19 protein-coding genes and 1 pseudogene are annotated in these 26,531 nt (G+C 45.0%); 9 read left to right on the forward strand and 11 right to left on the reverse strand.

The window, feature by feature from the left end:
- Nucleotides 1-292: 292 nt before the first annotated feature.
- Nucleotides 293-1,726, reverse strand: a complete 1,434-nt coding sequence (locus CUR83_RS06455; RefSeq protein ID WP_093069127.1) for an L-serine ammonia-lyase — start codon at nucleotides 1,724-1,726, stop codon at nucleotides 293-295.
- Nucleotides 1,727-2,273: 547 nt separating this feature from the next.
- On the opposite strand from CUR83_RS06455, the gene CUR83_RS06460 reads away from it, so the two are divergent.
- Nucleotides 2,274-3,698, forward strand: a complete 1,425-nt coding sequence (locus CUR83_RS06460; protein WP_284719325.1) for a solute carrier family 23 protein — start codon at nucleotides 2,274-2,276, stop codon at nucleotides 3,696-3,698.
- A 145-nt stretch (nucleotides 3,699-3,843) separates the two neighbouring features.
- On the opposite strand, the gene CUR83_RS06465 is transcribed toward CUR83_RS06460, so the two are convergent.
- Nucleotides 3,844-4,776: a DMT family transporter gene (locus tag CUR83_RS06465; RefSeq protein WP_284719326.1), complete on the reverse strand. Its 933-nt coding sequence runs from the start codon at nucleotides 4,774-4,776 to the stop codon at nucleotides 3,844-3,846.
- 383 nt (nucleotides 4,777-5,159) lie between these two features.
- On the opposite strand from CUR83_RS06465, the gene CUR83_RS06470 reads away from it, so the two are divergent.
- Nucleotides 5,160-6,170: a WG repeat-containing protein gene (locus tag CUR83_RS06470; RefSeq protein ID WP_284719327.1), complete on the forward strand. Its 1,011-nt coding sequence runs from the start codon at nucleotides 5,160-5,162 to the stop codon at nucleotides 6,168-6,170.
- 111 nt (nucleotides 6,171-6,281) lie between these two features.
- Here the strand turns inward: CUR83_RS06470 and CUR83_RS06475 are convergent, their stop codons facing one another.
- Entirely contained in the window at nucleotides 6,282-7,331 is a 1,050-nt protein-coding gene (locus tag CUR83_RS06475; RefSeq protein ID WP_186474614.1) for an alpha/beta fold hydrolase, read from the reverse strand.
- Between the two features lie 27 nt (nucleotides 7,332-7,358).
- Complete coding sequence (locus CUR83_RS06480) at nucleotides 7,359-7,523, reverse strand: rubredoxin (protein ID WP_057759803.1); 165 nt, start codon at nucleotides 7,521-7,523, stop codon at nucleotides 7,359-7,361.
- Between the two features lie 350 nt (nucleotides 7,524-7,873).
- Here CUR83_RS06480 and CUR83_RS06485 point away from each other — a divergent pair, with 350 nt between their 5' ends.
- Nucleotides 7,874-8,440 (forward strand): adenine phosphoribosyltransferase, encoded by a 567-nt coding sequence (locus tag CUR83_RS06485; protein ID WP_083328800.1) that lies wholly within the window; start codon nucleotides 7,874-7,876, stop codon nucleotides 8,438-8,440.
- Between the two features lie 86 nt (nucleotides 8,441-8,526).
- Here CUR83_RS06485 and CUR83_RS06490 read toward each other — a convergent pair whose 3' ends face one another.
- Both CUR83_RS06490 and CUR83_RS06495 read right to left on the reverse strand, forming a co-directional pair.
- Entirely contained in the window at nucleotides 8,527-8,979 is a 453-nt protein-coding gene (locus tag CUR83_RS06490) for a surface-adhesin E family protein (protein ID WP_186474613.1), read from the reverse strand.
- 102 nt (nucleotides 8,980-9,081) lie between these two features.
- Entirely contained in the window at nucleotides 9,082-10,026 is a 945-nt protein-coding gene (locus CUR83_RS06495; RefSeq protein WP_284719328.1) for a transaldolase, read from the reverse strand.
- A 499-nt stretch (nucleotides 10,027-10,525) separates the two neighbouring features.
- Here CUR83_RS06495 and pheA point away from each other — a divergent pair, with 499 nt between their 5' ends.
- The 6 genes and pseudogenes from pheA (at nucleotide 10,526) to CUR83_RS06525 (ending at nucleotide 17,659) form a co-directional block, all read left to right on the forward strand.
- Complete coding sequence (gene pheA / locus CUR83_RS06500) at nucleotides 10,526-11,698, forward strand: prephenate dehydratase (protein WP_071001479.1); 1,173 nt, start codon at nucleotides 10,526-10,528, stop codon at nucleotides 11,696-11,698.
- A 110-nt stretch (nucleotides 11,699-11,808) separates the two neighbouring features.
- On the forward strand, nucleotides 11,809-12,951 hold the full coding sequence (gene hisC, locus CUR83_RS06505) for a histidinol-phosphate transaminase (RefSeq protein WP_186474607.1): 1,143 nt from the start codon (nucleotides 11,809-11,811) through the stop codon (nucleotides 12,949-12,951).
- Nucleotides 12,952-13,173: 222 nt separating this feature from the next.
- Nucleotides 13,174-15,465, forward strand: coding sequence for a bifunctional prephenate dehydrogenase/3-phosphoshikimate 1-carboxyvinyltransferase (locus tag CUR83_RS06510; RefSeq protein WP_186475544.1), 2,292 nt, complete (start codon nucleotides 13,174-13,176; stop codon nucleotides 15,463-15,465).
- Between the two features lie 226 nt (nucleotides 15,466-15,691).
- Nucleotides 15,692-16,641, forward strand: a pseudogene (gene rarD / locus CUR83_RS06515) (EamA family transporter RarD).
- 57 nt (nucleotides 16,642-16,698) lie between these two features.
- On the forward strand, nucleotides 16,699-17,136 hold the full coding sequence (gene folB / locus CUR83_RS06520) for a dihydroneopterin aldolase (protein WP_186474603.1): 438 nt from the start codon (nucleotides 16,699-16,701) through the stop codon (nucleotides 17,134-17,136).
- Nucleotides 17,137-17,155: 19 nt separating this feature from the next.
- Complete coding sequence (locus CUR83_RS06525) at nucleotides 17,156-17,659, forward strand: 2-amino-4-hydroxy-6-hydroxymethyldihydropteridine diphosphokinase (RefSeq protein ID WP_228724592.1); 504 nt, start codon at nucleotides 17,156-17,158, stop codon at nucleotides 17,657-17,659.
- A gap of 170 nt (nucleotides 17,660-17,829) precedes the next feature.
- Here CUR83_RS06525 and cysE read toward each other — a convergent pair whose 3' ends face one another.
- From cysE to ggt, 5 genes are all read right to left on the reverse strand, one after another.
- Entirely contained in the window at nucleotides 17,830-18,741 is a 912-nt protein-coding gene (gene cysE / locus CUR83_RS06530) for a serine O-acetyltransferase (RefSeq protein WP_186474601.1), read from the reverse strand.
- Nucleotides 18,742-18,929: 188 nt separating this feature from the next.
- On the reverse strand, nucleotides 18,930-19,808 hold the full coding sequence (locus CUR83_RS06535; protein ID WP_186474599.1) for an RNA methyltransferase: 879 nt from the start codon (nucleotides 19,806-19,808) through the stop codon (nucleotides 18,930-18,932).
- Complete coding sequence (locus CUR83_RS06540; protein ID WP_186474597.1) at nucleotides 19,808-20,188, reverse strand: Hpt domain-containing protein; 381 nt, start codon at nucleotides 20,186-20,188, stop codon at nucleotides 19,808-19,810. Before CUR83_RS06540 ends, CUR83_RS06535 begins: the two co-directional genes overlap by 1 nt.
- A 71-nt stretch (nucleotides 20,189-20,259) precedes the next feature.
- Entirely contained in the window at nucleotides 20,260-23,979 is a 3,720-nt protein-coding gene (dnaE, locus tag CUR83_RS06545) for a DNA polymerase III subunit alpha (RefSeq protein WP_284719329.1), read from the reverse strand.
- A gap of 296 nt (nucleotides 23,980-24,275) precedes the next feature.
- Nucleotides 24,276-26,240, reverse strand: coding sequence for a gamma-glutamyltransferase (gene ggt, locus CUR83_RS06550; RefSeq protein ID WP_284719330.1), 1,965 nt, complete (start codon nucleotides 26,238-26,240; stop codon nucleotides 24,276-24,278).
- Between the last annotated feature and the right edge of the window lie 291 nt (nucleotides 26,241-26,531).

The following is a 26,531-nucleotide window of genomic DNA, read 5'->3' on the forward strand; positions in this document are numbered from 1 at the left end:
CCTTAGCGAGATTTGTAACGCAGTATGGGGCAATTTTAGCATCAGCCCCAACGATAAAAGCAGGGGACAGGACTCTTTTTTGCCGCTTCATCGTTAAAAATAAGCGCTTAGAATGACTAAACTTATTATTTTTAATATCGAATCGCCTAAAAAATAGTCGCTGTCAGTGCCATGGTCGAATGTTCAACACGCCCTAATAAAAAGGCCGCTAATATATAGCGGCCTTTTTATTGATACGATATCTGCTGCTATGATGAGATAGCGTGGTTAAAGGTAACATTTATCAATTGCATTAACATTGACTGTAGTTAACACTAACGCCGCGCATCGCAGTAGGAATTCTATTATCAGCATAGACAGCTAGGCCACCACGAGCGGTCTCTTTATATTTATCAGACATATCAGCACCTGTCTGCTTCATAGTTTCTATAGCCTTATCCAAAGAGACGAAGTGCTGGCCATTTCCTCTACAGGCTAAACGTGCTGCGTTGATAGCTTTGACCGCCCCCATGGCATTGCGCTCGATGCAAGGCACCTGCACCAGTCCACCAATAGGGTCGCAGGTTAGACCTAAATTATGCTCAATACCGATTTCTGCCGCATTTAAGCATTTAGCTGGTGTCCCATTCATGATCTCTGCTAATGCAGAACCTGCCATAGCACATGCCGATCCAACCTCGCCTTGGCAGCCGACTTCAGCACCAGAGATGGAAGCGTTTTGCTTGATTAGGCTACCGATAGCGGTGGCGTTCAATAAAAACTTGCGGACACCATCTTGGCTATAGTTAGGTAAAAAATCACGATAGTAGTGCAATACTGCAGGAATAATACCTGCTGCGCCATTGGTGGGTGCGGTCACAACTTTGCCGCCATTGGCGTTTTCTTCATTGACGGCGAGCGCGTACAAGTCTACCCAGTCCATGGCGGCCAATTTGTCATTGTTGGTGATAGGTTGGTCTTTTTCCGCAGACAGCTGCCTGTGCAAATCTTGTGCGCGGCGTTTGACATCCAAGCCACCTGGCAAAATACCGCCATTTTCACAGCCTTGCTTAACACAATCTTGCATGACCTCCCAAATACTATCTAGGTAGGCAAACACTGTCTCTTTGTCATGGAAGTGGCATTCATTGGCCAGTACTAATTCGCTGATGCTCAAATCATACTGACGACATTGTTCTAGTAGTTCTGCTGCATTATTAAAAGGATAAGGAACGCTATCGATCGTTGGGCTGGCATGATCTTCATCTGGATCGGTGGCATCTTCTTTATTGATGACAAAACCACCACCAATCGAATAGTAGGTCTGCTGATAACGAATACCGTCAGTCGATATAGCACGAAGCGTCAATGCGTTAGGGTGATAGGGCAGGACAGTATCGTCGTACCAATAAATATCCTGCTCTGTATCAAATGCAATCGTGTGAATACCTGACACATTTAATGTCTTGCCAGAAAAAATAGGAGAAAGATAGCTGCTGGTCATACGTGTATCGATGGTGCTAGGTGTATGGCCAAGTAACCCTAACAATATGGCAGTATCTGTTGCGTGCCCTTTTCCTGTCGCCGCCAAAGAGCCATAAAGCTCGATTTCAATCTTTGCGATAGCCGTCAGTTCCATTTGCTTGGTCAATGAGTCTAAAAATAAATTGGCTGCCACCATTGGTCCCACTGTATGTGAGCTCGATGGACCAATGCCGATTTTAAATAAATCAAAAATACTAATCATAATGAGTTACCGAAAATTCAAAGGCTTGAACAATTGTGATAATTGCCTTGAGCGCTTTTATTGAAAATATAATAGGCAGTCGTCACTCTCAAGGCCCACTACAGAAGACTTGTGAGCGACCGTCTATAAAAATATTGCTATTAAAGAGTACAGATGGTGACTGAATAATCACTTTTATTTGTTTTGAAACTCCGCTATCATGCTCGGAGTTAACGACTATGTAACATCCTGTAAGTCAATATCTCTATTAAATAGGCTGGTTGGCAGAAGAGCAAACGTGCTTTTGATCACACAGCATCTTTGGTTATACATAGTGATCCAATACAACCAGCCAAGAACTGGCTATCATACCAAATAATACTTTTGGTTTGTCATATTACAACATAAATGAATGAATTGGGATGATATATTATCGATAGAAGACGATAGTGCTTATTTATATTGTTTACGACTTCTATCGCGTTCGCTACTATCCCCCAATTTCGCACCGTTTTTACTTTTTCCATTATTTTAGCCTATTACCTCAGCTCACATAGGACAAGCGCGCATGCCATCTCAAAAAGACCCATCATCAGCTTCAGACAACAGCGCTCAAAATCAGTCAGCTCACAATGCATTGGAAGCTGCAGGTATTGATTCAGCAGCCATCAGTTATCCGCACAATCCAGATTTTGAAAATGGTCGCTGGTTTCCGACATGGCGACCTTACAAAGGTGATTTGGATCGTGATCCTGTGGGTATCAATGATTATTTGCCACCGTCAAAGAGTGTATTACTTGGTATACAACATACATTTGCCATGTTTGGTGCGACCGTCCTTGCGCCATTATTGATGGGATTTGACCCTAACTTAGCCATTTTGATGTCTGGTATCTGTACGGTGATGTTCTTTATGATCACTGGTGGGCGTATGCCAAGCTACTTGGGATCAAGCTTTGCTTTTATTGGTCCAGTGATTGCGGTAACTGCGTATGCAGGGGCAGGGTTCAATGCCAATTTGAATGTCGCGCTAGGCGGTATCATGGCCTGCGGTATCATTTATGCGCTGATTGGCCTGTTAGTGATGAAAACAGGCACTGGCTGGATTGAGCGCTTGATGCCGCCTATCGTCACTGGTGCTATTGTCATGATTATTGGTCTTAATTTGGCACCAGTTACTATCCAAGGGGTTTCTGCCAATCAGTTTGATGCTTGGATGGCTACGTTGACCGTACTACTCATCAGTGGAGTGGCGGTATTTACCCGTGGCATGTTACGTCGTTTGCTGCTACTCGTGGGTTTGGTATTATCATACATCGCTTATTTTGTGTTGACCAATATCCTAGGTTTTGGGACGGCAATTGATTTTAGCGCAGTCGCTGCGGCTGCATGGTTTGGTCTGCCCAGCATTCATACCCCACGCTTTGAGATGAGCGCTATTATTCTCATTGCGCCTGTCGCCTTTATTTTGGTCGCTGAAAACTTAGGTCACTTTAAGGCAGTGGAAGGTATGACCAAGTCTCGCGTGACCCCTTATATGGGCCGAGCATTTTTTGCCGATGGCTTGGCAACGACTTTCTCAGCAGGATTTGGCGGTACAGGTGTGACTACCTATGCTGAAAACATCGGGGTGATGGCGGTCACCAAAGTATATAGCACAACGATATTTGTCGTCGCAGGTGTGGTCGCTATTATATTAGGGTTATCACCAAAATTTGGTGCCATTATCCAAACGATACCAGCGGCTTTATTGGGCGGCGCTTCTATCGTCGTTTTCGGTCTGATCACGATCGCTGGGATAAAAATCTGGATCGACAGCCACATTGATTTTAGTAAAAACAGCAATCTGATCATCGCGGCAGTGACCGTAATCATGGGTACAGGTAACTTTAGCTTGCACTTAGGTGGTTTTGATTTGGGTGGTATTGGTACTGCCACTTTAGCCGCTATTGTGTTGAATGCTTTATTTAATAAAAGTTCTGACGTTAAATAAGTAATGCTGATAAGATTAAAATTTGAGCCTATCGAATAAAAATAGTAAACGTATATCTTCTCTAATAAAAAGCGCCCATGCTATGAATAGTATGGGCGCTTTTTATTAAATGTCTGCGTGAGACAATCGTATCAATACTACTTAATTACTTATAGTCTCGCTTATAAAATCTTGAAAAAAATCGATAGCGGCGTAGCGCGCGTGGTTTTGGTTTTAGTGACCCTAAATAAATAGCAAGCATGGTTAACAAGGCGCCGCCCCATTGTAAGCCATTGATAGGTTTGTCCAGCCAGCTATAGTCAATAACCAAAGCGGCGATGGGTTCAGTTAACAATAACAGACCCGTCAATGCAAGAGACAACTTAGGAATAGAATAAGCAATCAGACCCCATGCCAAACACTGCATCACTGTGCCGTAGATAAGCACCCAACCAATCTTAGACCATGTGTTGGGCAAGATATGACCTGTATCGAATACAAACATAGGCACAATCATGGCTAAGACGCCACCGATACTAATCAGCTGCATCAGCATAAATATCGGTGTCGGTTCGGTATCATGTGTTTTACGAATAAAAGTCATCGACGCGGCTAGCATTGCTCCTGACACAATACCCGTGACAAATCCCCAAGTGGCAGCGGTATTGTGTGCAAATTCAGGACTGCCTATCATTGCAACGCCCAGCATCGCTAAAAATAAACTGATGATCTGCACGATAGATTGGCGCTCATTGAAATATAAAAAACCAATGGCAGCTAAAAAGAAGATTTGTAAGCTATTGAGCAGGGTCGAAATACCAGGACCCACAGCATAAATGCTCTCGTGCCAAAGCGCCAAGTCTAATCCTAAAAATGCACCTGACAATAAACCATAAAAAATAGCACGTTTTGATTGTGGCATCTGTTGGCGCATCACCTTGGCTAAGATCGCAAAGACAATACCTGAAATGGCCAGTCGCCAAAATGACATCGCCCAGCCACCGATATCAACGTGAGCGACAATCAGACTGCCCAGCCCAAAGATAATACAACCGATAACTAGGCCAATAGGGGCAGCGCGTGAAGAAGCAGTCGCCATAAAACGTCCTTATATTATTATTCTTATGGTCCTAGACCAATGTGAGGGTTAGCCAAAACCCTATTGTCGTGGTTTTAAGCAAAAAATAAAATGGCAAAACCAAAATTTATTCTGGTTATTAGATAGATCGTTGCTATAGATAATTTATTAAACCAAATAGTACGAAAAAGCCTTTAAGGCAGTAGAACCATTAGGGCAGTAAAACCATCTTGTGATCTTACTCACACAATAATGCTTGTACAACAGCGCTTATATAATCGAGTCACATCCTTACAGGAATGATATTGGCTCTGATATCGCAATTTGTTAGTCTAGTATTCATAAAATCACCAGTCATCAACCACTATATTATTTGCCTAGGTTTGCTTATGCTCCGACATTTTATGTCAAAAATACAACCAAATGTGACCTCTTGTTTGCCTCTAAAAATATCGCAATTTAGCTTTGCGATAGGTATCGTCTCTAGTGCAATTTTTTTAATGCCTAGCGCCCAAGCGGCCAGTTGCAAGCTCCCCAAAAGCTACTATAAAAACGTCTCTTGTACGTCTACTAGCGGCTATTTTTTAGCAATCAAAGATTTTGGTGCGCCAGTCGCTCTGATTGACAGCAAAGGTAAAAGGGTCGTTGATTTATCACGTTATCAGAAAGTCGATGCCGACAAGATATCGGGCGGGTTACTACCTGTATTGCGCAACAGTCGGGTCGGTTATCTCAATATGCAGGGACGTGAAGTCGTGCCTGCAATGTACGATATGCTCAAAGGAAATCAAGGGTGGGCGCGTCCAGTATCTGAAGGACGTATCGTCGTAAAAAAAGATGGTAACTACGGTGTTATCAATACCTCCAACAGCACGGTTGTCTCGTTTTCAGCATCGATTGACGAGATCGATGATTATCGTAATGGGAGAGCGCGCGTCCGTAAAAACAGTGTGATAAGCTGGTTAGATAAAAATGGTAATGCAACGCGTGATCCAAATGCTCAGGATAAGAGTCAGTCGACTAAAAAATCCACAGCTTCTACTAACAATACGTCATCACAATCAAGACAACCTGCACCTACACGTTTTACGACATTACAATCACGTCAGCAAGATGGAAAATGGGGCTTTGTTGACGACAACGACGTCACGATGATTACCTATTCGTTCGATGAAGTCCGTCCATTCTCTGAAGGATTAGCGGGCGTTCGTATCGGAGAGGAGTGGGGCTTTGTCAATCTGGGCGGTGAGCTAGTGATTCCTTTTCGCTTCACTAATGATGGGGTATTAACTGATGATAATTATAAGGGTCAACCCTCATTTGTATTTACAGGTGGTAAGGCATGGATCGGCAATTTAAAAAACGGCAATAAAATGTGCATCAATAAAGAAGGCACAGGTGTCAGCTGCGATTAGCGTTATATCCATAATCTATAATTGGTATACAACGAAAAAGAGTGTAAACCCTATTCGTTATCGATAGGGTTTACACTCTTTTTTATGGCTAATGTTACTATAGGCGAATAGCTATTTTTCTAACAAATGATTGCTAATCAAATCGACCATATAAGGCTGATAATATTCTGGAATATCATGCGCCATACCTTCGATTAAATGAAACTTGGCATTAGGAATGGTTTTTGCCACTACTCGACCTTGTGACGCCGGTAGCAGTCCGTCAGCGCTACCGTGTAAGACAATCGTTGGTGCTTTGACTTGCTTACTAAAGCGGCTGATAGAGCCTGATGCCAAGATAGCATTGAGCTGCTGCACCGTACCGAGTGGGTGAAAATTGCGTTGATAGCGGATTTTGGCAATTTCACGCACCATGCGCACATTGACGTGACCTGGTGTGCCAACCGTTTTCATAAACCAGACACTATGGCGTACGATATCACGCTCAGAGTGGCTCTCTGGACGATTGATAAGGGTGTATAGCTGCTTAGGTCTTGGCGGTTTTAAAAATGCTCGATTGGTCGTGGTAAACATAAGCGCCATACGCTGCACCAAGCTTGGATAACGTGCCGCCACAATTTGAGCAATCATCCCGCCCATAGAGGCACCAAGCAGATGCGTTTTGCCAAGCTTTAGCGCCTTGATCAACCGGGCGGTGTCTTCTGCCATGTCAGTCAAGTTATAAGCCACCTGAGTGCTTTTGTTCGATAGCCCCGTTTGTAGGCGTACCATCATTTTGAGCTGGTTGATACGCGGTAGGCCCTCGATCTGTACTTTAGAAGACAGGCCGATATCACGATTGTCAAAACGGATCACAAAAAAACCAGCATCAATAAAGCGCTTAATAAAATTGTCTGGCCAAAATATCATTTGCGAACCCAGTCCCATGATCATCAGTAGGGGCGGATTATTAGGGTTGCCACCTGCTTCGACACACAACTCTATACCATCACCAATATCAATCATCGCTTGATGAAGGTGTTGGCTAAGATCGGAGTCGCGCCACTGATGTTCCCCAAACCGTTGCCATTCAGGAGTAGGGTAAAAGTCTAGAGTATTGTCTAAACTGGTATCTGACGTTTCCGGCAATTTGGCACTATTAATGTCATTTGATGTTGTCATGAAGTGTCCTAATTAGAGGGTCATCTACTACAGCTCAAGCATCTCAAAATCAAGCTTGCCGACACCGCACTCAGGGCAGGTCCAGTCATCAGGGATGTCTTCCCATTTGGTGCCAGGGGCAATACCTTCTTCAGGGCAGCCAAGCGCTTCGTCATAGATCCAGCCGCAGACAATACATTCATAACGTTTCATAAATAGTCCTATCGATCATTACCAGTGTCACAGTGCGCCATAAACGCTTATATTTCGTATTACAGTCAATTATATTAGACGGTAAAAGCGCACGTAGTTTAGCATATAACCGTTATTTTCATAGTTAAGTTTACACTTGTATATTGAGATGAAATTGGCTTTTATCAAGTCCATCATCTGTACCATTGTACCGAAGCGAAGTACGATCTTGGGCTATAAGCCGCCATAAAAAAGCCAATCATGCTATAATAACGGTCGCTAAATTGACACTGTCAGCCATAATTGCCTGCTGATCTATCAGTGTCTAACTATTGTCCAAGCCATATAACATATACAAGCTAAGGGTTTTCATGAGTATTAACGCCGCCACATCTGCCACTACCGAAAATGAGACGACTCCAATGCTCAATACAGACCATCCGTTTTGGCAGATTATTCGCACAGTACCAGACTTTCCAAAAGTCGGCATTGATTTTTATGATATTACCCCGTTACTGCGCAGTCATATTGATGCTGTCATTGATGCGCTGCTTGCCGCATTGCCAGAGGGACTGATGGATGAGGTGGATTGCTTAGGGGCTGTTGAAGCGCGCGGGTTTGTATTTGCCAGTATGCTGGCAGGAAGATTGGGTAAGGGTATGATCTTGCTCCGCAAACCAGGTAAACTGCCACCACCTGTCGCTAATAAAGCATATGCGCTTGAGTATGGCAAAGACACGCTTGAGATGCAAAATAATTTGCCACCTGAACGTGTACTACTGGTCGATGATATCTTGGCGACTGGAGGCACATTGACGACCGCTTATGAGTTATGCCAGTCAGCCGATCATACTGTGGTCGGCGCATTAGTTTTATTAGATTTGGTTGAGCTACATGGCGAGTTCCCAGTACCTGTCTATACGGTATTAAAGGCGTAAGTCTGATTGTTCAAGAGAGTTTATAGAGTATAAAAAAGCGCCCTGAAAATCATCAGGGCGCTTTTTTTGTGGTGAGTCTAATGGTATTACGATTTGTTTTGCTCATAGCTTTTACAGGCGTACTCGATCAGCGTGCGACCAACCGTCTTTGGTGTGGTGATCCTAAAGTCTTTGGTGGTCAGTATAGGCTTTTCTGATTGCCACGACTTAATGACTTTATTATCAGCGCTATAATCGACGTAAGCTCTTTTATAGTAACTGAAATCTTTACAAGAAATCAGTAATTGCTGATCGCTATGATGGATGGGTTTTTCTTTCACTGTGCTCTTATCTTTTTGCGTAGGATAGGTTCTTAGCAAAGAGACAGTGATATTTTCGACGTCTTTTTCGTCTATGATGTTGATGTCAGAGTGTTCGATAGAGTCTACATCTAAGCTAAACGTCGATCCAGAGTCGCTCTCGGTCACCTCTACCCAATTGACCGCATGGGCGCTGGTCACTAAAACACTGCCTGCCAATAACATTGATAGCCGTTTCATACTTAAGCCTTGCTTCTTGTTATTTGAAGTCGCTCATGATAGCCAACTTACTGTGGGCAGGCAAATATCTTTTGTGCCAGACGAGTGCTTATTGTGTCTCGTTTATTGCCCGCGGATGGCCGCTAACGTCTTCGCCAGCTCATCACGTGCCCCAATAAAACCATCAATACCTTTTGGTAATAGGTCTTGTGTGACTGTGTCTTGCTGATAGGCCGCGCTAAACTCTTCATGCGTCAAGCTCACTTGGCTCATCGCTTGCATATCCATGGACATGCTCGGCGATAACTGACGAGGCACATCAATATCCATGACTGCCAGCTCATCGATTAGGTTGGGCGCAATGGTCAACAAATCGCAACCTGCAAGTGCCAATATCTGCTCAGTTGAGCGGAAACTCGCCCCCATGACTTGCGTATGATAGCCATGCTGCTTGTAGTATTGGTAAATAAGTTTGACAGATTGTACGCCCATATCCTCAGAAGCTGGTACATTTTGGCGATTTTGTTGACGTTTTTGCCAATCTAAAATACGCCCTACAAAAGGAGAGATGAGCGTCACGCCCGCATCTGCGCAGGCGATTGCTTGATGCTGACCAAATAGTAGGGTCAAATTGCAGTGGATGCCTTGAGTTTCAAGATAACGTGCCGCTTCAATGCCTTGCCAAGTTGCTGCCATTTTGATCAATACTCGCTCTGAGTCGATACCAGCTTTTTGATAAGCGTCCATAAACCCAAGGGCCTTATCGATCGTCGCTTTAGTATCATAAGACAAACGCGCATCGACTTCGGTAGAAACGCGCCCTTCAACAAGCGCCAAAATATCACAACCAACTTGAATGGTCAGGGTGTCAATCACTGCATCGACATCGCCATTATGGCGGCTCATTGTTTCTGATAGCATACCTTGGTTATCAGGATGAATGAGGGCTTTGGTGATGAGGCTTGGATTGGTGGTCGCATCGATAGGTTTTAGTCGGGCAATAGCAGCAAGGTCGCCAGTATCAGCGACAATGGTCGTCATGGTGCGTAATTGTTGTAATGCGCTCATCAGATATCCTTTTTCTTATTAATGATAGGGTGCTCCTCTTATATATCGCAGGGTAGGGAGCTGAATGGAAACTGTAACACAGTTTTCTACGTGTGTTTGCTCATAGTTGTGCTATGCGCCACTGTCATATCACTTAACTGTTATAATATTAATAATAATTTGCTGACTTATCACTATTTACGAATGGGCACTGACCTGAGTTTTTGCTATAGTAGAGCCGGTCATCCGCTGGTCTGCTGTACTTGGCGACCAATATAGCAGTAATACCAGAGAACGCCAATGACGTGCGATATTTCTGATAGACTGTTTTTGGATGATGGTTAAAATAGTTTTGGTCATTGACCGCTATTTACCAATGACTTCATAATGACACTCTCAAGCACTATCGGTATATAGAGATAGTCGAAGCATTTAAAAAATACAGTAAAATTTAGCAGATATTCATATCTAAATATTAATAATACCTAACAGTGATAAAATCTAAAAAGGATGGGCGGTAATGAGCGAGCAGTCACCAGAACAAACCATGGATAATCTAAATCAAACCGCCGCAGGCGCTAGCGACACCGCAACTGAAAAAGAATTTTTAGATAATATTCGCCAAAACATTGATGCGGTCGACTGCGAGATTCAAACACTCATCAATAATCGTGCCAAGCTGGCGCAACAAGTAGCAGCGGTAAAGAAAAACCACACGGCCGCTGATGACAGTAGTGACCCTATCTTTTATCGTCCTGAGCGTGAAGCACAGGTGCTAAAAGCGGTCATGGAGCGCAATACGGGTCCAATCGCTGACGAAAAGATGGCACGTTTGTTCCGTGAGATTATGTCGGTATGTTTAGACTTAGAAGCGCCGCAGCGTATTGCTTTCTTAGGACCAGTTGGCACCTTTACCCATGCCGCTGCATTAAAGCATTTTGGTAAAGCTGCTGATACCGTGCCAATGACGACCATTACCGATGTATTCCGTGAGGTTGAAGCGGGCACGGCGATGTATGGCGTTGTCCCTGTCGAAAACTCTTCAGAAGGGGTGGTCAATCATACTTTGGACGGATTCTTATCTTCTAGTCTAAAAATTATTGGTGAAGTTGAACTACCGATTCATCAAAACTTCTTGGTCGCTGAGCATACTAAGCTTGATGGTTTGAGCCGTATTTATTCGCACCAGCAGTCATTGGCGCAGTGTCGTCATTGGCTAGATGTGAATTTCCCTAATGTGGAGCGCGTTGCGGTATCAAGCAATGGTGAAGCGGCGCGTCGCCTCAAAAACGAATGGCATTCAGCAGCAATCGCTGGCGACGTTGCGGTTGCAGAGTACGGCTTGCATAAGCTTTACTCAAACATTGAAGACAACCCAAGCAATACCACCCGTTTTCTTATCATCGGACATGAGGCCATTGCGCCTTCTGGTCAAGACAAAACCTCCATCGTGGTCTCAGCCCATGACAGAGCTGGTGCATTGATCGAAATCTTGAAACCTTTGTCATATCACGGCGTCTCGATGACCAGTATCGAGACACGTCCTGAGCGTCCTAATAAGTGGGCATATGTGTTCTTTATTGATATGAACGGTCATATCAATGATCCAAATGTTAGCGCCGCTATCAACGATATTCGCCCATTGGTAAAAGATCTGCGCATCTTAGGCTCGTATCCAAAAGCAGTATTATAAAGATATATTGGCTCATCTATTAGCTTGTTTATCTATCGAGATTGACACCTACGAGATTGATACCTAATAGATGGGCGATCGCATTTAGTGATAACCTCCAAGGATAAACCATGCAGCCTGATCAATTGACAGCGTCAAACCTATCGCCATTAACGCCAGCTTATGACAGTATTCTGGCGTTGGCACCTTATCAGACAGGTAAACCAATTGAAGAGCTGACGCGCGAATATGGTGTCTCAGATGTGGTGAAGCTGGCTAGCAATGAGAACCCGATGGGGTGCTCACCGCGAGTGACACTAGCCATCACTGAGCAGCTTGGTCAATTATCACGTTATCCTGATGGCAATGGCTATTATCTGAAGCAAGCGTTGGCTGACTTTAATGATGTCAAGGTCGAGCAGATTACGCTTGGCAATGGCTCTGATGATTTGCTCGATATTTTGGCACGTAGTTTTGTGGGTGCTGATGATGCTATCGTCTATAGTCAGTATGCGTTTGTGGTCTATTCTATGCTGGCAAAGATGCAAGGCGCGATGGATGTTGAGGTGCCTGCTCATCGGTTTGGTCATGACCTAAAAGCCATGAGCCAAACGGTACAAGATAATCCCAATACCAAAATCGTCTTTATTGCCAATCCCAACAATCCAACGGGCACGCAGTTAGAGCAAAAAGAGCTGCGCCAGTTCGTTGCCAGTGTGCCAAGCTCAGTCTTGGTGGTACTAGATGAAGCTTATATCGAGTATAGCCCTGAGAGTAACAACCGCGCATTGTTAGATGAGTTTGATAATGTCATCATTGTGCGTACGTTTTCTAAAGCTTATGGGCTGGCAGGTTTACGTGTGGGCTATGCCTTAAGCTCAGTAGCTGTTGCAGAGTTATTGAACCGAATTCGTCAGCCATTCAATGTCAGCCGTGTAGGCCTAGCTGCTGCCGCTGCAGCACTTGCTGATCAAGATTTTATCGAAAAAACGCGCCAGATGAATGATGAGCAAATGCGTTGGTTAGAAAAGCAGTTTGATACATTAGGATTGGGTTTTGTGAAGTCGCATGCCAATTTTATTATGGTGGAAGTGCAGGTTGAGATGGAAGATATAACTGCCGCTTCAATCCATCAAGCACTCCTTGAGCAAGGCGTTATTGTTCGGCCATTGGGCGCTTATGGGCTGCCAAACTGGTTACGCATTACGGTAGGTGTGGCTGAGGACAATTTACGTTTGATTGATACTTTGCGTTCTATTCTCAGTGAAGACTAGAGCATGTCCCCAATTCAAACGTTTATCACCATTTTTAAAATAGGGACATGTCCTCATCACATCCATCGATATGTTTTGATCAAAGGTATTATTTAGTAAGAAGTGATCTTAACTAGCCATTAACTTATATAACGCTGGAATTTACCGAAATTTATCCGAGCGCGTTCAACGAGAAAAGCCGTGAGTCGTCAGAAAAAAAACAATCTTCAGCCCTCTTTAAATATGCATCGACCTATCTTCGAACAAGTTTGTGTGATTGGACTTGGGCTCATTGGTGCTAGCTTCGCACAAGCTATTAAAGATAATGGCTTAAGTGAGCGACTGGTCGCAGTCGATAGGCATGCACCAAGTATTACAGAAGCTATCGAGCATGGTCTGCTTGATGCTGGTAGTGCAAACCTACAAGACGTCATAAGCGGTAGTGATTTAATCATCATTGCAGTGCCTGTACAGGCAGTACAAGCAGTGTTTGTAGATATCAAACAGGCAATGGATAACGGACAGCTTGCCGCTGACTGTATCTTAACCGATGTTTGTAGTACCAAAGTCAATATCATTGACGCGGCCAAAGCGGTGTTTGGTCCGTTGCCGGTAGGTCTAGTGCCAGCGCATCCAATTGCTGGGGCTGAAAATTCAGGGTATCATGCCAGACGCGTCAGTTTATTTGTCAATCATAGTGTCATCATCTGTGAGCTAGCTACCACAAGCAATGTCGCGATTACTAAGTTGCGACTATTGTGGGAATCAGTGGGTGCAAATGTCATATCGATGGATGCAGGTCACCATGATCGTATATTGGCGCATACCAGCCATTTGCCGCATCTGCTTGCCTTTAACTTGGTTGAGCAATTGGCAAGCCACGATGATAATTTAGATATGTTTCGTTATGCTGCCGGTGGGTTCCGCGATTTTACGCGTATCGCCGCAAGCGACCCTAAAATGTGGCATGATATATTTTTTGCCAATCAAAGCGCCATTGTGAGCGCCCTTGATGAGTATGGTGTCTATCTGCAAACCATGCGCCAGCTCATCATTGATAAAGATTCAACCGCCCTGATGGGACTTTTGGGCCGCGCGCAAGCCGCACGGCGTCATTTTGGCCATATGTTAGCCAGCACCCCTTATACGGATACTTCTGCCATGTCAGCTTCTTATAATATTACCCCTAGCAATACTGTCTCTGGCACCATTGCCATTCCTGGTGACAAATCTATCTCGCATCGCAGCATCATGCTTGGCAGTCTTGCCACAGGCGTAACCCACGTTACTGGATTCTTGGAAGGGGAAGATGCCCTTGCAACGCTGCAAGCATTCCGTGATATGGGTGTGACCATCGAAGGCCCTGATAATGGTAACTTGACCATTCATGGTGTCGGTATGAATGGCCTAAAGCCTAGCAAAACGCCTTTGTATATGGGTAACTCGGGCACGAGCATGCGCCTGCTATCTGGTATCTTGGCGGCGCAATCGTTTGATAGCGTATTAACGGGTGATACTAGCCTAAACAAACGCCCGATGGAGCGTGTGGCTGCACCGTTACGCACGATGGGTGCCGTCATCCAAAGTACGGGTCATAGTGGTACGGCACCGCTTAGCATTACGGGTCGTGATACCGCTGGTAAGCCATTGCAAGGCACCGAATATGATATGCCAGTGGCGTCAGCACAAGTAAAATCTTGCTTGCTGCTAGCAGGTCTATGGGCCGAGGGTACGACAACGGTCACTCAGCCTGAGATCAGCCGTGACCATACCGAGCGTATGCTATCCGCTTTTGGTTATCCAGTAATTGTAGAAGGCAACCGTATCAGTGTCACCGGTGGCGGCACACTAACAGGTGGCGATATTGCGGTTCCTGCTGATATCTCATCTGCGGCGTTTTTTATGGTGGCTGCTGCTATTAGCCAAAATAGTGAGTTGACCTTGACGCAAGTCGGTATCAATCCTACGCGTACTGGCGTTATTGATATTCTAAAATTAATGAATGCAGATATTAGCCTAAGCAATGAGGCCCATGTTGGCGGCGAGCCGGTGGCTGATATTACGATTCGCAGCTCAAACTTGGTCGGTATTGAGATACCAGAGCATCTCGTACCACTAGCAATTGATGAGTTCCCTGTACTGTTTGTCGCGGCTAGCTGTGCCAAAGGGCGTACCGTCTTGACTGGTGCTAAAGAGTTACGCGTCAAAGAGTCGGATCGTATTGCTGTGATGGCTGAAGGTTTACAGACGCTTGGCATCGATTGTACTGTCACTGATGATGGGCTGATTATTGAAGGCAAAGGCACTGCTACTGAGAACGGCGATATAAATAATAGCCAGCCTGTTTTTGGTGGTGGTCACATTGTCTCGCATCATGACCACCGTATTGCGATGAGTTTCTCTGTTGCGAGTCTGCGTGCTGCTGAGCAAATTACCATTGAAGGGGTTGAGACGGTCAATACCAGCTTCCCAGGCTTTGCTGAGCTGGCTAACCAAATCGGTATGTCTATTCAAGTGGATACTGATGCTGAATAAATGAGTGAGTGTGGATCAACATTTTCCTATAATCATGTACTGTAAAGCATCCATAAAAAGCTCAATCTAATATCGTTAGCAATGTACTCATGTCACTATTGGCATGAGTATATTGCTTTTTAACTTATAATTTCACTGTAGTGACCCTGCGCTTTCACCACTAAATTGATAATAATAATCAGAATTAGGTGAGGGTGCGCTTTGCTCTAAAAAGTTGTCCTGTATTATGACTACCCAAAATGTCGTCAAAAAACCTGTTGCCCCGATTACCACAACCAGACGCGGTATTATCACTGCCCTTGGTGCCTTTTTTATCTGGGGTGGTTTCCCTTTATACTTTAAGCAATTATCCAATTATGATGCAACAGAGATTATCGGGCACCGTATTGTTTGGACGTTTTTTTGCCTACTCATTGTATTGGTAGCGACCAAGCGTTGGGGTGGATAGAGACGCTCAAACAAAACCCAAGATGGATCGCGTTGTCACTCGTCTCTGGGTTAATTATCGCAACCAACTGGCTGACCTATGTATGGGCGGTCAATCATGATCGTATCCTTGAGGCCAGTTTGGGATACTTTATTGGGCCATTGGTAGGTGTTGGCTTATCGATGATTTTATTCAAAGAGCGCCTGCGCACGCTACAATGGGTAGCCATTGGCTTTGCACTACTGTCTGTGGTCATTCAAGTGGTGATGCTTGGTAGTCTGCCGTGGATATCATTGATTTTAGCATTCAGCTTTAGTACTTATGGCACCATTCAGCGGCAAACCCCATTGACTGCTGTCGATGCTATGTTTGTTGAAACGGCCATGCTAGTACCCTTATGTATTTGGTGGTTTTGGCAGTCAGATGTCGTCAGCCATCAGCTAAGCTTTTGGTTCAGCTCAAACATTTGGCTACTGATGCTCGCAGGCCCGATTACGTTGATACCGCTGTTATTATTTAATAAATCGACCAAGCTTGTGGCATATAGTATCTTAAGCTTTATGAATTATCTGACGCCGACCTTTATTTTCTTCTTAGCGGTATTTTATTACAATGAACCATTTGATCTACATCGTCTGGCAGTATTTGGTTTGATTTGGTTAGGGTTACTCTTATTTAGCATTGATCTGTGGCGACATCGTCCAAGTAAAGTGTTAAAGGCTGAGCGTCTCCGTGAAGAGGATTTATAATCGGTTAATTAAAAAATCAAAAATACGCACAAAAAATTAGCAAACAAGGATGGAAGCATGTTTCATACTCAGTCTGATGTAGTATTTGTAAAAGGTCTAAAGGTTGAGGCGGTCATTGGTGTGTTTGATTGGGAGCGCGCCATTACTCAGCCGTTACTGATCGATATCGCGCTTGAGACGGATATTAGCCGTGCTGCTGTGTCCGATGATGTCAGCGATGCGCTGAGCTATAAAGAAGTCTGCGATGATGTGAGCGTGTGGTGCAAAGAGATTCAGGCAAAGCTGCTTGAGCATTTGGCCGGTCAGATCTCTGATAAGCTATTTGCAAAATATGACTGTCAAAAAATCACGTTAAGTATTGCCAAGCCGACTGCTATTGCTCAAGCAGATGCGGTAGGGGTACAAATAACACGCTATGCGCCAGCGCTAACCAATGAGCCAGCTACTAAAGACGTTACCAAAGAAGTTAATGACAGCCAAGCCGATGATGCATAAAACGTCGATGGATTTGAATATGGCAACGCTAACAAAATGCGCACCTGAGATTCTGCAAGCGCAGTCCTTGGTAGAGGTGGTGTTAGCGCTGGGTAGTAACTATCAAGCCGAAAAATATCTACCGATTGCTCGAGAGAGTTTGGCAGCGCTGGGTGAGATACGATTGTCTACTGCTTTTCAAAACCCTGATTTTACTGCAACCTTGGAACAGCCAAAGCCTGACTATACCAATCAATGTGTCCATCTAGCACTGAATACACCGATGAGTTTGCAGCAACTACAGCAAACCTTTAAAGCGCTTGAGGGGAACTGTAATAGACGTCGACAGACTAAGCCGAATCAAGTGCGACGAGTGACAATGGATATTGATATTTTGATGATTAAATTGGCTACTATAGAAAATAGCCTAAGCAAAAAATTGATATTTAAATCAATATCTGATTGGATTGTAATGGCGAATCGTTATCCCTTTAAAGCACATGAAATTGTAGGGATTGAAGAGTTGACTGCATTTACTGATTAGCTGTTTGAATAGCGTTTTGAGAAAAAATTAATAATAAATAGACAGTTAGTGGGGTGACTTATTTTAACTCACACTGATAACATCTGATATTTTTGCAGTAGATAAGGCTAAGGGGCGTAAAATGTATTGTACGCCCCCTGGTTTTATTTGTTTTACTGAAACTCTCGTATTCACTTCTGCTCGTTATCTGCTGCATCGATATCAGCACGACCAATCACATCTAAATCCTCTAGGCACAGCTTATCGTATTTCTTTTTACAAAAATTAGGATCAATATCACACATCGCTGACTGCAACTGATCGAGACGATTCTCTGATTGTTGAATGTGTTCGAGCATTTTAGCAAATGCTTCTGCAACGGGATCTTGTGAATAGGGATCGATACCGTAGGCGCGAAAGGTATTGGTGCGTTTTGCAGTAGAGGTGGTGTCAGCTGCTTGATCCTTAACGCTCTCGCCAGCTTGCGCGACTTTTTCTTGTTGCTTGGCATCTTGTACTTTTGTCGCGATGGGATTGCCTTTTTCATCGTGATGATCTGAGATCATACGAGCAGCACTGCCAACCATCGTAGCGCCTGCTGGTACTGGTTTGACTACCACTGCATTCGAGCCGATTTTGGCGTTTTTGCCGACGGTAAATGGCCCTAAGACTTTGGCACCAGCACCGACCGTTACACCGTCTTCTAGCGTTGGATGGCGTTTGCCATTATTCCAAGACACACCGCCTAGAGTAACACCGTGATACAACGTCACATCGTTGCCAATCTCAGCAGTCTCACCGATGACGACCCCAACACCATGATCGATAAAAAAGCGCTTACCAATCTTGGCAGCAGGGTGAATCTCAATACCTGTAATAATACGCGAGCCATATGAGATGACGCGAGCCGCCAGTTTCTGTTCATGATTCCACAGACAGTGCGCACCGCGATGTAGAATGAGCGCATGGATACCTGGGTAGGTTAGGATGACTTCCAGACTATTGCGCGCTGCAGGATCGCGGTTAAATACCGCATCGATATCTTCTTTCAGATCTTTTTTGATGCTGACAAGCGATCTGAATAATTTGGATGGCAATGACATAAAGCGTCCTATCTATTCGTCGGTAAAGTAGCGTTGCTAAAGTAGCAATGTCTTTATTTTATGGACATGATGGTTAAATAATGATGAGAGTATATTGTTGCTCATTTTTCTAAGTTATAACAGCTTTGTACCGCAAAATATAGTAAAAAGCTGTCAAATGAAGGCAAGCTGATAAACAATGACTTGTTTTAGTCTTTGGATAGTTTTGCAATCAAAGCACTTAATAGCTGATACTCTTTTTGATCAAGCTGTAAGCGTGACCCAAGTCTAGACAAGCGTGATGGCAATGACTTTAGATGTTCGCTATTTGCAAGACCGCGCTGTACCATAAGGTCAGTAGTACGCTGAGTGAGCTGTTGCAGCTGCTGCTGATTAATAGCAGGCTCATCCCATTGCTGACGCAAATTCACGTTGATTGTCGATTGGGAATCGTTGTTCTCGTCTAAACTGTCCGCTGTCTGAGTATGCGTTTGAGCATAAGCAAAAATAAAGCTGGCAATGACTTGCACTGCTGAGGCGACATTTAGTACAGGGTAAGCAGGATTGGCGTCGATTTGAATGTGATAATCAGCATAAGCCAACTCTTCATTGGTCAACCCACGATCTTCACGCCCAAATAATATAGCGATATTTGGTTTGCTAGCAACAGCGTCTGATGAGGTGTCAACGTTATTATCATTTGCACGTAAAGCCGACTGTGTATCAATAAAATCAAACATAATCTTAGCGGCTTGCGTGGGTGTCACAACGGGGCGCGGCATATGACGACTGCGGCTGCTGGCTGCAAATACCAGCTGACAGTCGGCAATGGCAGACTCTAGAGTAGGTGCGATCACAGCACATGACAGCAGCTCACTACCACCTGCCGCATGAGAGACACTGGTCTCATCAATTGGCAATTTGGGGTCGACAACGGTCAAACGGGACAAACCCATTGTATGCATGGCGCGTGCGGCTGAGCCGATATTGGCAGGCAACGTCGTATTGACCATGATGACTTGTAAGCAGTCGAGGTAGTCATTCACTGTACGGGGTTGCTCAGTAGATGATAAAGAGTCGTTACTCATTACTGCCCCAATCTTTGATGGATTTCTTGTTCAGCACGTTGTAATGCGGCGGCAATCTCTTCAATAAGATCAGCTTGTTCACTAATGTGGCGCTCACGGCAGCATTCTTGTAGTTGGCTGCTAAGACGAACCAGCTGAGTCGTACCCAAATTGGCACTTGCGCCTTTTAGGGCATGAGCGGTCTCAAAGCCATTGGCGTTATCATCTTCTTGCTGAGCGATTCGCAGTGCTGCAACGCGTTTTTGACTGTCATTGAGGTACACTTGTATCAGCTCGCCAAAATCTTCTTCTAGCAAGTCACGCATGTCTTCGAACTGTTCGTGATTGATAATCTCTTCATCAGTCTGAACAGTCATATTATTATTCGTCATGTCAGTCATGGCTTTTATCCAATTGTTAAAAGTTAAAGCAGTCAAATTACTATAGTAAATTTTTGGTTGGATTGTGCATTTTAGCTGTAATGAAAGTGTAAGTTATCTTCACTAACTAACGTCTTCAGTTGTTGCAAGTTATCATCGTTCGGGTAAACCCGCCAATGTTCGGATAGTCCCACATTTGCGATACCATAAACGTCATACACGCTCAAACCAAGTGGCAAGCAGTTATCATTGATAGAAGTATCTGTATTACTGAGCGCATTGTTTGCATAACTTTGGGGCATGCTATTTTGATTAAATGCGTCATGGTTCATATCGTTCTCTAGAGCCAGTAAGTCATTGCCATTTTCATCATACAAACTGCCGCCCATGGCAGGGTCGTAAGTGTTACTACCACTATTGCCTGGCTCATCTTGCTCTTGATTATAAGCCAAGCGTGGCTCAGGTATGATATCAGCCTGTGCAGATTTGAGTAATGGTTGCAAGCGTGTGAGTAGGTCGATATCGCTACCATGGACTTTGATACTGATTTTTTTGAGCCAACGCAGGCGCGCATCGACCATGCTCATGGCACTATCGAGACGCGCAAACAAGCGCCCATCACGCTCACGAATACTGCCTTTGATAATGACGACTTCATCGATTTTCAATTGCTCTTTGACACGGTTGAAACGCTCGGCATAGCAGCTGACTTCCAATCTCGACGTGCCATCATCTAAAGTAATCACATTACGATTACCAAAGTTGGCGATATCGATGATGAGGCCTGCAAAATAGCAGCTGCCGTTATAGCCAGTATCTGTCAATTTATTGAGGCGCGTGCCTGAGGTGTAACGTTTTAACTCATCTAAATATTCATTAATTGGATGACCCGTTAAGTACAACCCTAAGGTGTTCTTTTCCGCTTTTAGGCGGTGTTTATCACCCCAGATCAGCTCTGGCGACATCTCAAGTGGCGGCGCTGCAACAACACCGTCCATTTCGCCAAACAGATCCATCATGCCAAGCTCGTTATTTTGACGATCTTGCTCAGCCGCTTGGACGGCGCTTGGTAGTTGGCTCATCAAGGCACCGCGAATCTCGTAAGCTTCGTCGGCTGGTAAGTCGGGTCGTAGCGTCGCAGCAAAGTCATCAAAACAGCCCGCACTCACCAATGCTTCGAGAGTACGCTTATTAACCTTTTTGATATCCACACGGCGGCAAAAATCATATAAATCTTTAAAAGGTCCATCCGTTCGACGAGCATTAACGATGGACTCGACAGCCCCTTCACCTACGCCTTTAATCGCGCCCAATCCATAAATGATATTGGTTGGAGTGTCTGCGACAAAGTGCCACTCGCTGCGATTGACTGACGGATTGACCACAGTCAAATCAAAGTTTTCACGGCAATCATTGATAAAGAACACCACATTGTCGGTGTTGTTCATATCGGAGGTTAATACTGCCGCCATAAATTCAGCAGGATAGTACTGCTTGAGATAAGCCGTCTGATAGGCAAGTACCCCATAAGCCGCAGAATGCGAGCGGTTAAAACCATAACCTGCAAACTTTTCCATCAAATCAAACACACCGCCTGACGTGACTTCATCGATGCCTTGTGAAGTTGCACCAGTGACAAAGATATCGCGCTGCTTTGCCATCTCTTCAGGTTTTTTCTTACCCATGGCGCGGCGCAGCATATCAGCACCGCCCAAACTATAACCTGCCATCACCTGTGAGATTTGCATCACCTGTTCTTGATAGACGATAACGCCATTGGTATTCTCTAAAATCGGCTCAAGATTGGGATGGTCATAAATGACCTCTTCACGACCGTGCTTACGGTCGATATACATCTCTACCATGCCGGCATCAAGCGGGCCGGGACGATAGAGCGCACACATGGCGATGACGTCCTCGATATTGGTCGGCTGCAGTTTGGCCAGATACTTTTTCATGCCCATACTTTCTAGCTGAAAGACGGCGGTGGTTTTGGCATCTTGTAGCAGCTTATAGGCTTTGACATCATCTAACGGCAAATCTTCCAATACCAATGCGGGTACATTTTCTTTGGCACGGCGCAAGTTGATGTTCTCAACCGCTGCGTTGATGACCGTTAAGTTACGTAGACCCAAAAAGTCAAACTTCACTAGTCCTACGGCTTCGACATCGTCTTTATCAAACTGGCTGACACGGTGACCCTCATCGTCACAATAAATGGCGCTAAAGTCTGTGATTTTGTGCGGCGCAATCAATACACCACCAGCATGTTTACCGACGTTTCGGCAGACACCTTCGAGCTTGACTGCCATCTCCCAAATCTCAATGGCATCTTCATAATCCATGTTGTCAGGGTTAGAGATCAAGTCTTTGAGCTGTGGTTCTTGCTCTAGCGCTTGGCTGAGGGTGATACCGGGTGTTTTGGGAATGAGCTTGGATATTTTATTGGCCAAGAAGTACGATTTACTTTGGACGCGTGCCACATCGCGCACCACCGCTTTTGCCGCCATGGTACCAAAAGTGATGATCTGTGAAACGGCATCACGACCATAGGTTTGCGCCACATAGTCAATCACGCGATCGCGCCCTTCGATACAAAAGTCGATATCGAAATCGGGCATCGATACCCGCTCAGGGTTTAAGAAGCGCTCGAATAGTAGATCGTAATGAATCGGATCAAGGTCGGTAATATTGAGCGCGTAGGCGACCAATGAACCTGCACCAGAACCACGTCCAGGGCCTACTGGCACGCCATTGGCTTTCGCCCAGCGGATAAAGTCCATGACGATAAGGAAGTAACCCGGGAAACCCATTGATAGGATAATATCCAACTCATAGGCGAGACGCTCGTCATATCTTTGACGGAAATCGCTCCAATTGTCCGTACGGGCCTCAACAGGGAAAAGCTTATCTAAGCGCTCTTCCAGACCGCGCTTTGACTCTGCCCGAAAAAACGATTCAATCGTCTCGCCTTCAGGGACAGGGAAGTCGGGCAGTACGTTAATGCCCAGCGTTAAAGTCACATTACAGCGAGTCGCCAAGCGTAAGGTGTTGTCAACCACCTGCGGAATATCGGCAAACAGCTGCGCCATTTGCTCTTGGGTTTTTAGATACTGCTCATCAGAATAATTCCGCGGACGGTTAGGGTCAGCCAGTACGTACGAGCCTGCGATACACACGCGGGCTTCATGCGCATCAAAATCCTCTTGCGCCAAAAAACGTACGTCATTATGCGCAATGATGGGGATGTTGTGTTTGGCACCTGAGTGAATGGCTGCTCTAATAAAAGCGTCCTCGCCTGAGCGATTGGTACGCTTGATGGCAAAGTATAAACGATCGCCAAATTGCGCTTGCCACTCGGTGAGCAGCTCATCGGCTTTTTCTGGCATAGAGCCAACCAGTGCTTGGCCTACGTCTGACTTTTCGGTGAGTAGGACAATGACGCCTGCTGCATGTTCTAGAATATGACTGCGTTTAATCACAGGTGTGCCATGATTGACAGGGTCAGCGCGACCTTCGGTAAACCCAAGCGACACGATACGGGTAATGTTTTGATAGCCTTCGTTATTCATCGCAAGTAGGGTGAGGCGTGTGTCTTCATTATCCATGATGACTTCGCTGCCGATAATGGGCTTGATACCCGCGCCTAGGCAAGCACGATAAAACTTCACCGTGGCATATAAATTGGACAAATCAGTCAAAGCCAGCGCCCGCTGATTGTCAGCTGCCGCCGCTTTCACGAGTGGCTTGATGCGCACGATAGAATCGGTGATGGAATATTCGCTGTGGATACCAAGGTGTACAAATGCCATAGAAGACTCTTACTAGTACGATCAAAAGAAATAAGCTAGCGATAAAATACAGGATGATTATCAATCATTTGTAGTGTTATCGAGAGGTGGTTAAGACCTCGGTAGCCATGTTGATACGCTTTAAATGGGGTCGTTAATAATAGCATTATTTGCGGCATGCAGCCACTGATTGCAAGGGTTTAATCTGAGGGATGTGAATTATCATGTCAATTTAATTACGTAAGAAATGATATAAAAAACCCTCAACACGGTAAAGTGCGGAGGGCTATATAATTGATAAGTAATGACAATTTAACTTAGTACCCAACCACCGCTGCATCCACAATACGGGGATCAGAAGATCCATACAGGCCGTTTGGTGTGAGCATAATCGACTGCGTGGAGCCCATGGCGGACTTTGGACTGACCGTGTGCCCCATAGATTCAAGCTTTTTGACCGTATCGACATTGAGCGCTTTTTCAATCCGAATCTCATCAGGGAGCCACTGATCATGAATACGCGGTGCGTGAGTTGCCTCAGCGATATTCATATCATGGTCGATGACGTTAGAGATAATCTGGGTGACAGTCGTGATGATACGACTGCCCCCTGGGCTGCCCGTAACGATATACGGTTTGTTGTCTTTAAATACCAGCGTTGGACTCATCGAGGAGAGCGGACGCTTATTGGCTTCAACAGCATTGGCGTCACCACCAATCAATCCGTAACCATTGGGTACACCCGGCTTGGCAGAAAAATCATCCATTTCGTTATTTAACAAGATACCTGTGCCGTCAGCCACGAGACCAGTGCCATAAGAGAAGTTCAACGTATAGGTGTTGGCGATGGCATTGCCGTCTTTATCAACAATAGAGAAATGCGTGGTTTGATCGCTCTCATAAGGGAGCGGGTTGTTGGCTTTGATGGTCGCGGCTGGCGTGGCTTTATTGGGGTCAATCAGTGTACGCAGGTTATCCGCATAGGCTTGTGACGTTAGGCCGCTAGCAGGTACGTCGATAAAGTCAGAATCCCCTAGGTACTCAGCACGATCTGCATAAGCCAGTTGCATCGCTTCCGCCATCAAATGAATGGTCTGTGCGCTGTTTTGACCATAGTCCCCCAGTGGATAGCCTTCTAAGATATTTAATATTTCGATAATGTGAATACCACCAGAGGAGGGCGGTGGCATAGAGACAATCTCATAACCACGGTAATCGCCTTTGACAGGCACGCGGGCGATGGCTTCGTAATCGGCTAAATCCTGCAAGCTCATGCTACCGCCTGCTTCATTGACGGCTTTTACGATGTCACGCGCGGTTTTCCCTTTATAAAATCCGTCTGCGCCTTGTACCGCGATTCGCTTTAGCGAGCGGGCAAGCTCAGGCTGCTTTAATCGCTCACCCGGTTGATAAGCGCTGCCATCAGGCTTGAAAAATACCTTTTTGGTGCTCGGCCATTTTTGCAAGCGATCACTCAAAGCAGTAAGCGATTCGGATAAACCAGCGGTGACTTCTATGCCATCTTCTGCCAATGCGATCGCTGGTGCCATGACTTGCTCGCGGTTCATGGTGCCATGCTCTTCTAATGCTTTTAGTAGCCCTGCTACTGTCCCCGGCACCCCAACGGCTAAGCCATGATAGCGAGATAAGTCACTGACTGCGTTGCCTTCATCATCGAGATACATATCACGAGAGGCACTACTGGGTGCTTTTTCGCGGTAATCAAGCGCGACGGTTTTGCCTTGCTTGGCGTCATAAATCATCATAAAGCCGCCACCACCAATGTTGCCAGCACGTGGTAAGGTCACAGCGAGAGCAAAGCCAACCGCAACCCCAGCATCTACCGCATTACCACCGTCTTTCAAAATCTGTAATCCGATGTCAGAGGCTAGCGCTTCTTGGGTGGCGACCATGCCATTTTTTGCCCATACTGGATGATGAATTGCATCTTCAGAGTAGATAGCCTGATCGTTATTGGCATTGTTTGAGGTGGCGTTGTTTGAGGTGGTTGTGAGAGTAGTGGTTTTTGCCCGTGTGATGCGTTTGGTTTCAGATATAACGGTTGGATTGTCCGTCATAATGGCTAGATTTAGCGCATTGGTATCAATCGAGGTGTTGTTGACCGTGGGGCTGTTGGCTGAAACGGTTGGATCTATTGCATGGGCTGAGACAGACAGTAGTAGCGCACTCGTAATAAGGGCTGCGCTAAATTTTAATTGGTTATGAGTCTTGGGTTTTTTTTGCTGAGTAATTCGATGCTGGTGAGATAATGATGGTGACATCGCAAAGTCCTTTTTGGGAGAGTAGGAAAAACAGAGTATCGAATAAATACACTTAAATAGTAACGAAAATATCAAATAGTAGAAAGTTGTTTATCATATTTTGTCATTTGAGTTTTTATATGATGTGCAGTATGAGTGGTCTTCTATCGATATATGCATAATTAGTGTCATGTAAATTGTGCAGAGAAGCTCACTAACCAGTGAAGATTTTCTTTAAAAATAAGTCTTAATATTACTAAATTGTAACGTCTTGTGATATAAAGTACAGTACTAATGTGCATCCGTTAACGA

The organism is Psychrobacter pocilloporae (assembly GCF_029872915.1).
GTDB classification, from domain to species: domain Bacteria; phylum Pseudomonadota; class Gammaproteobacteria; order Pseudomonadales; family Moraxellaceae; genus Psychrobacter; species Psychrobacter pacificensis.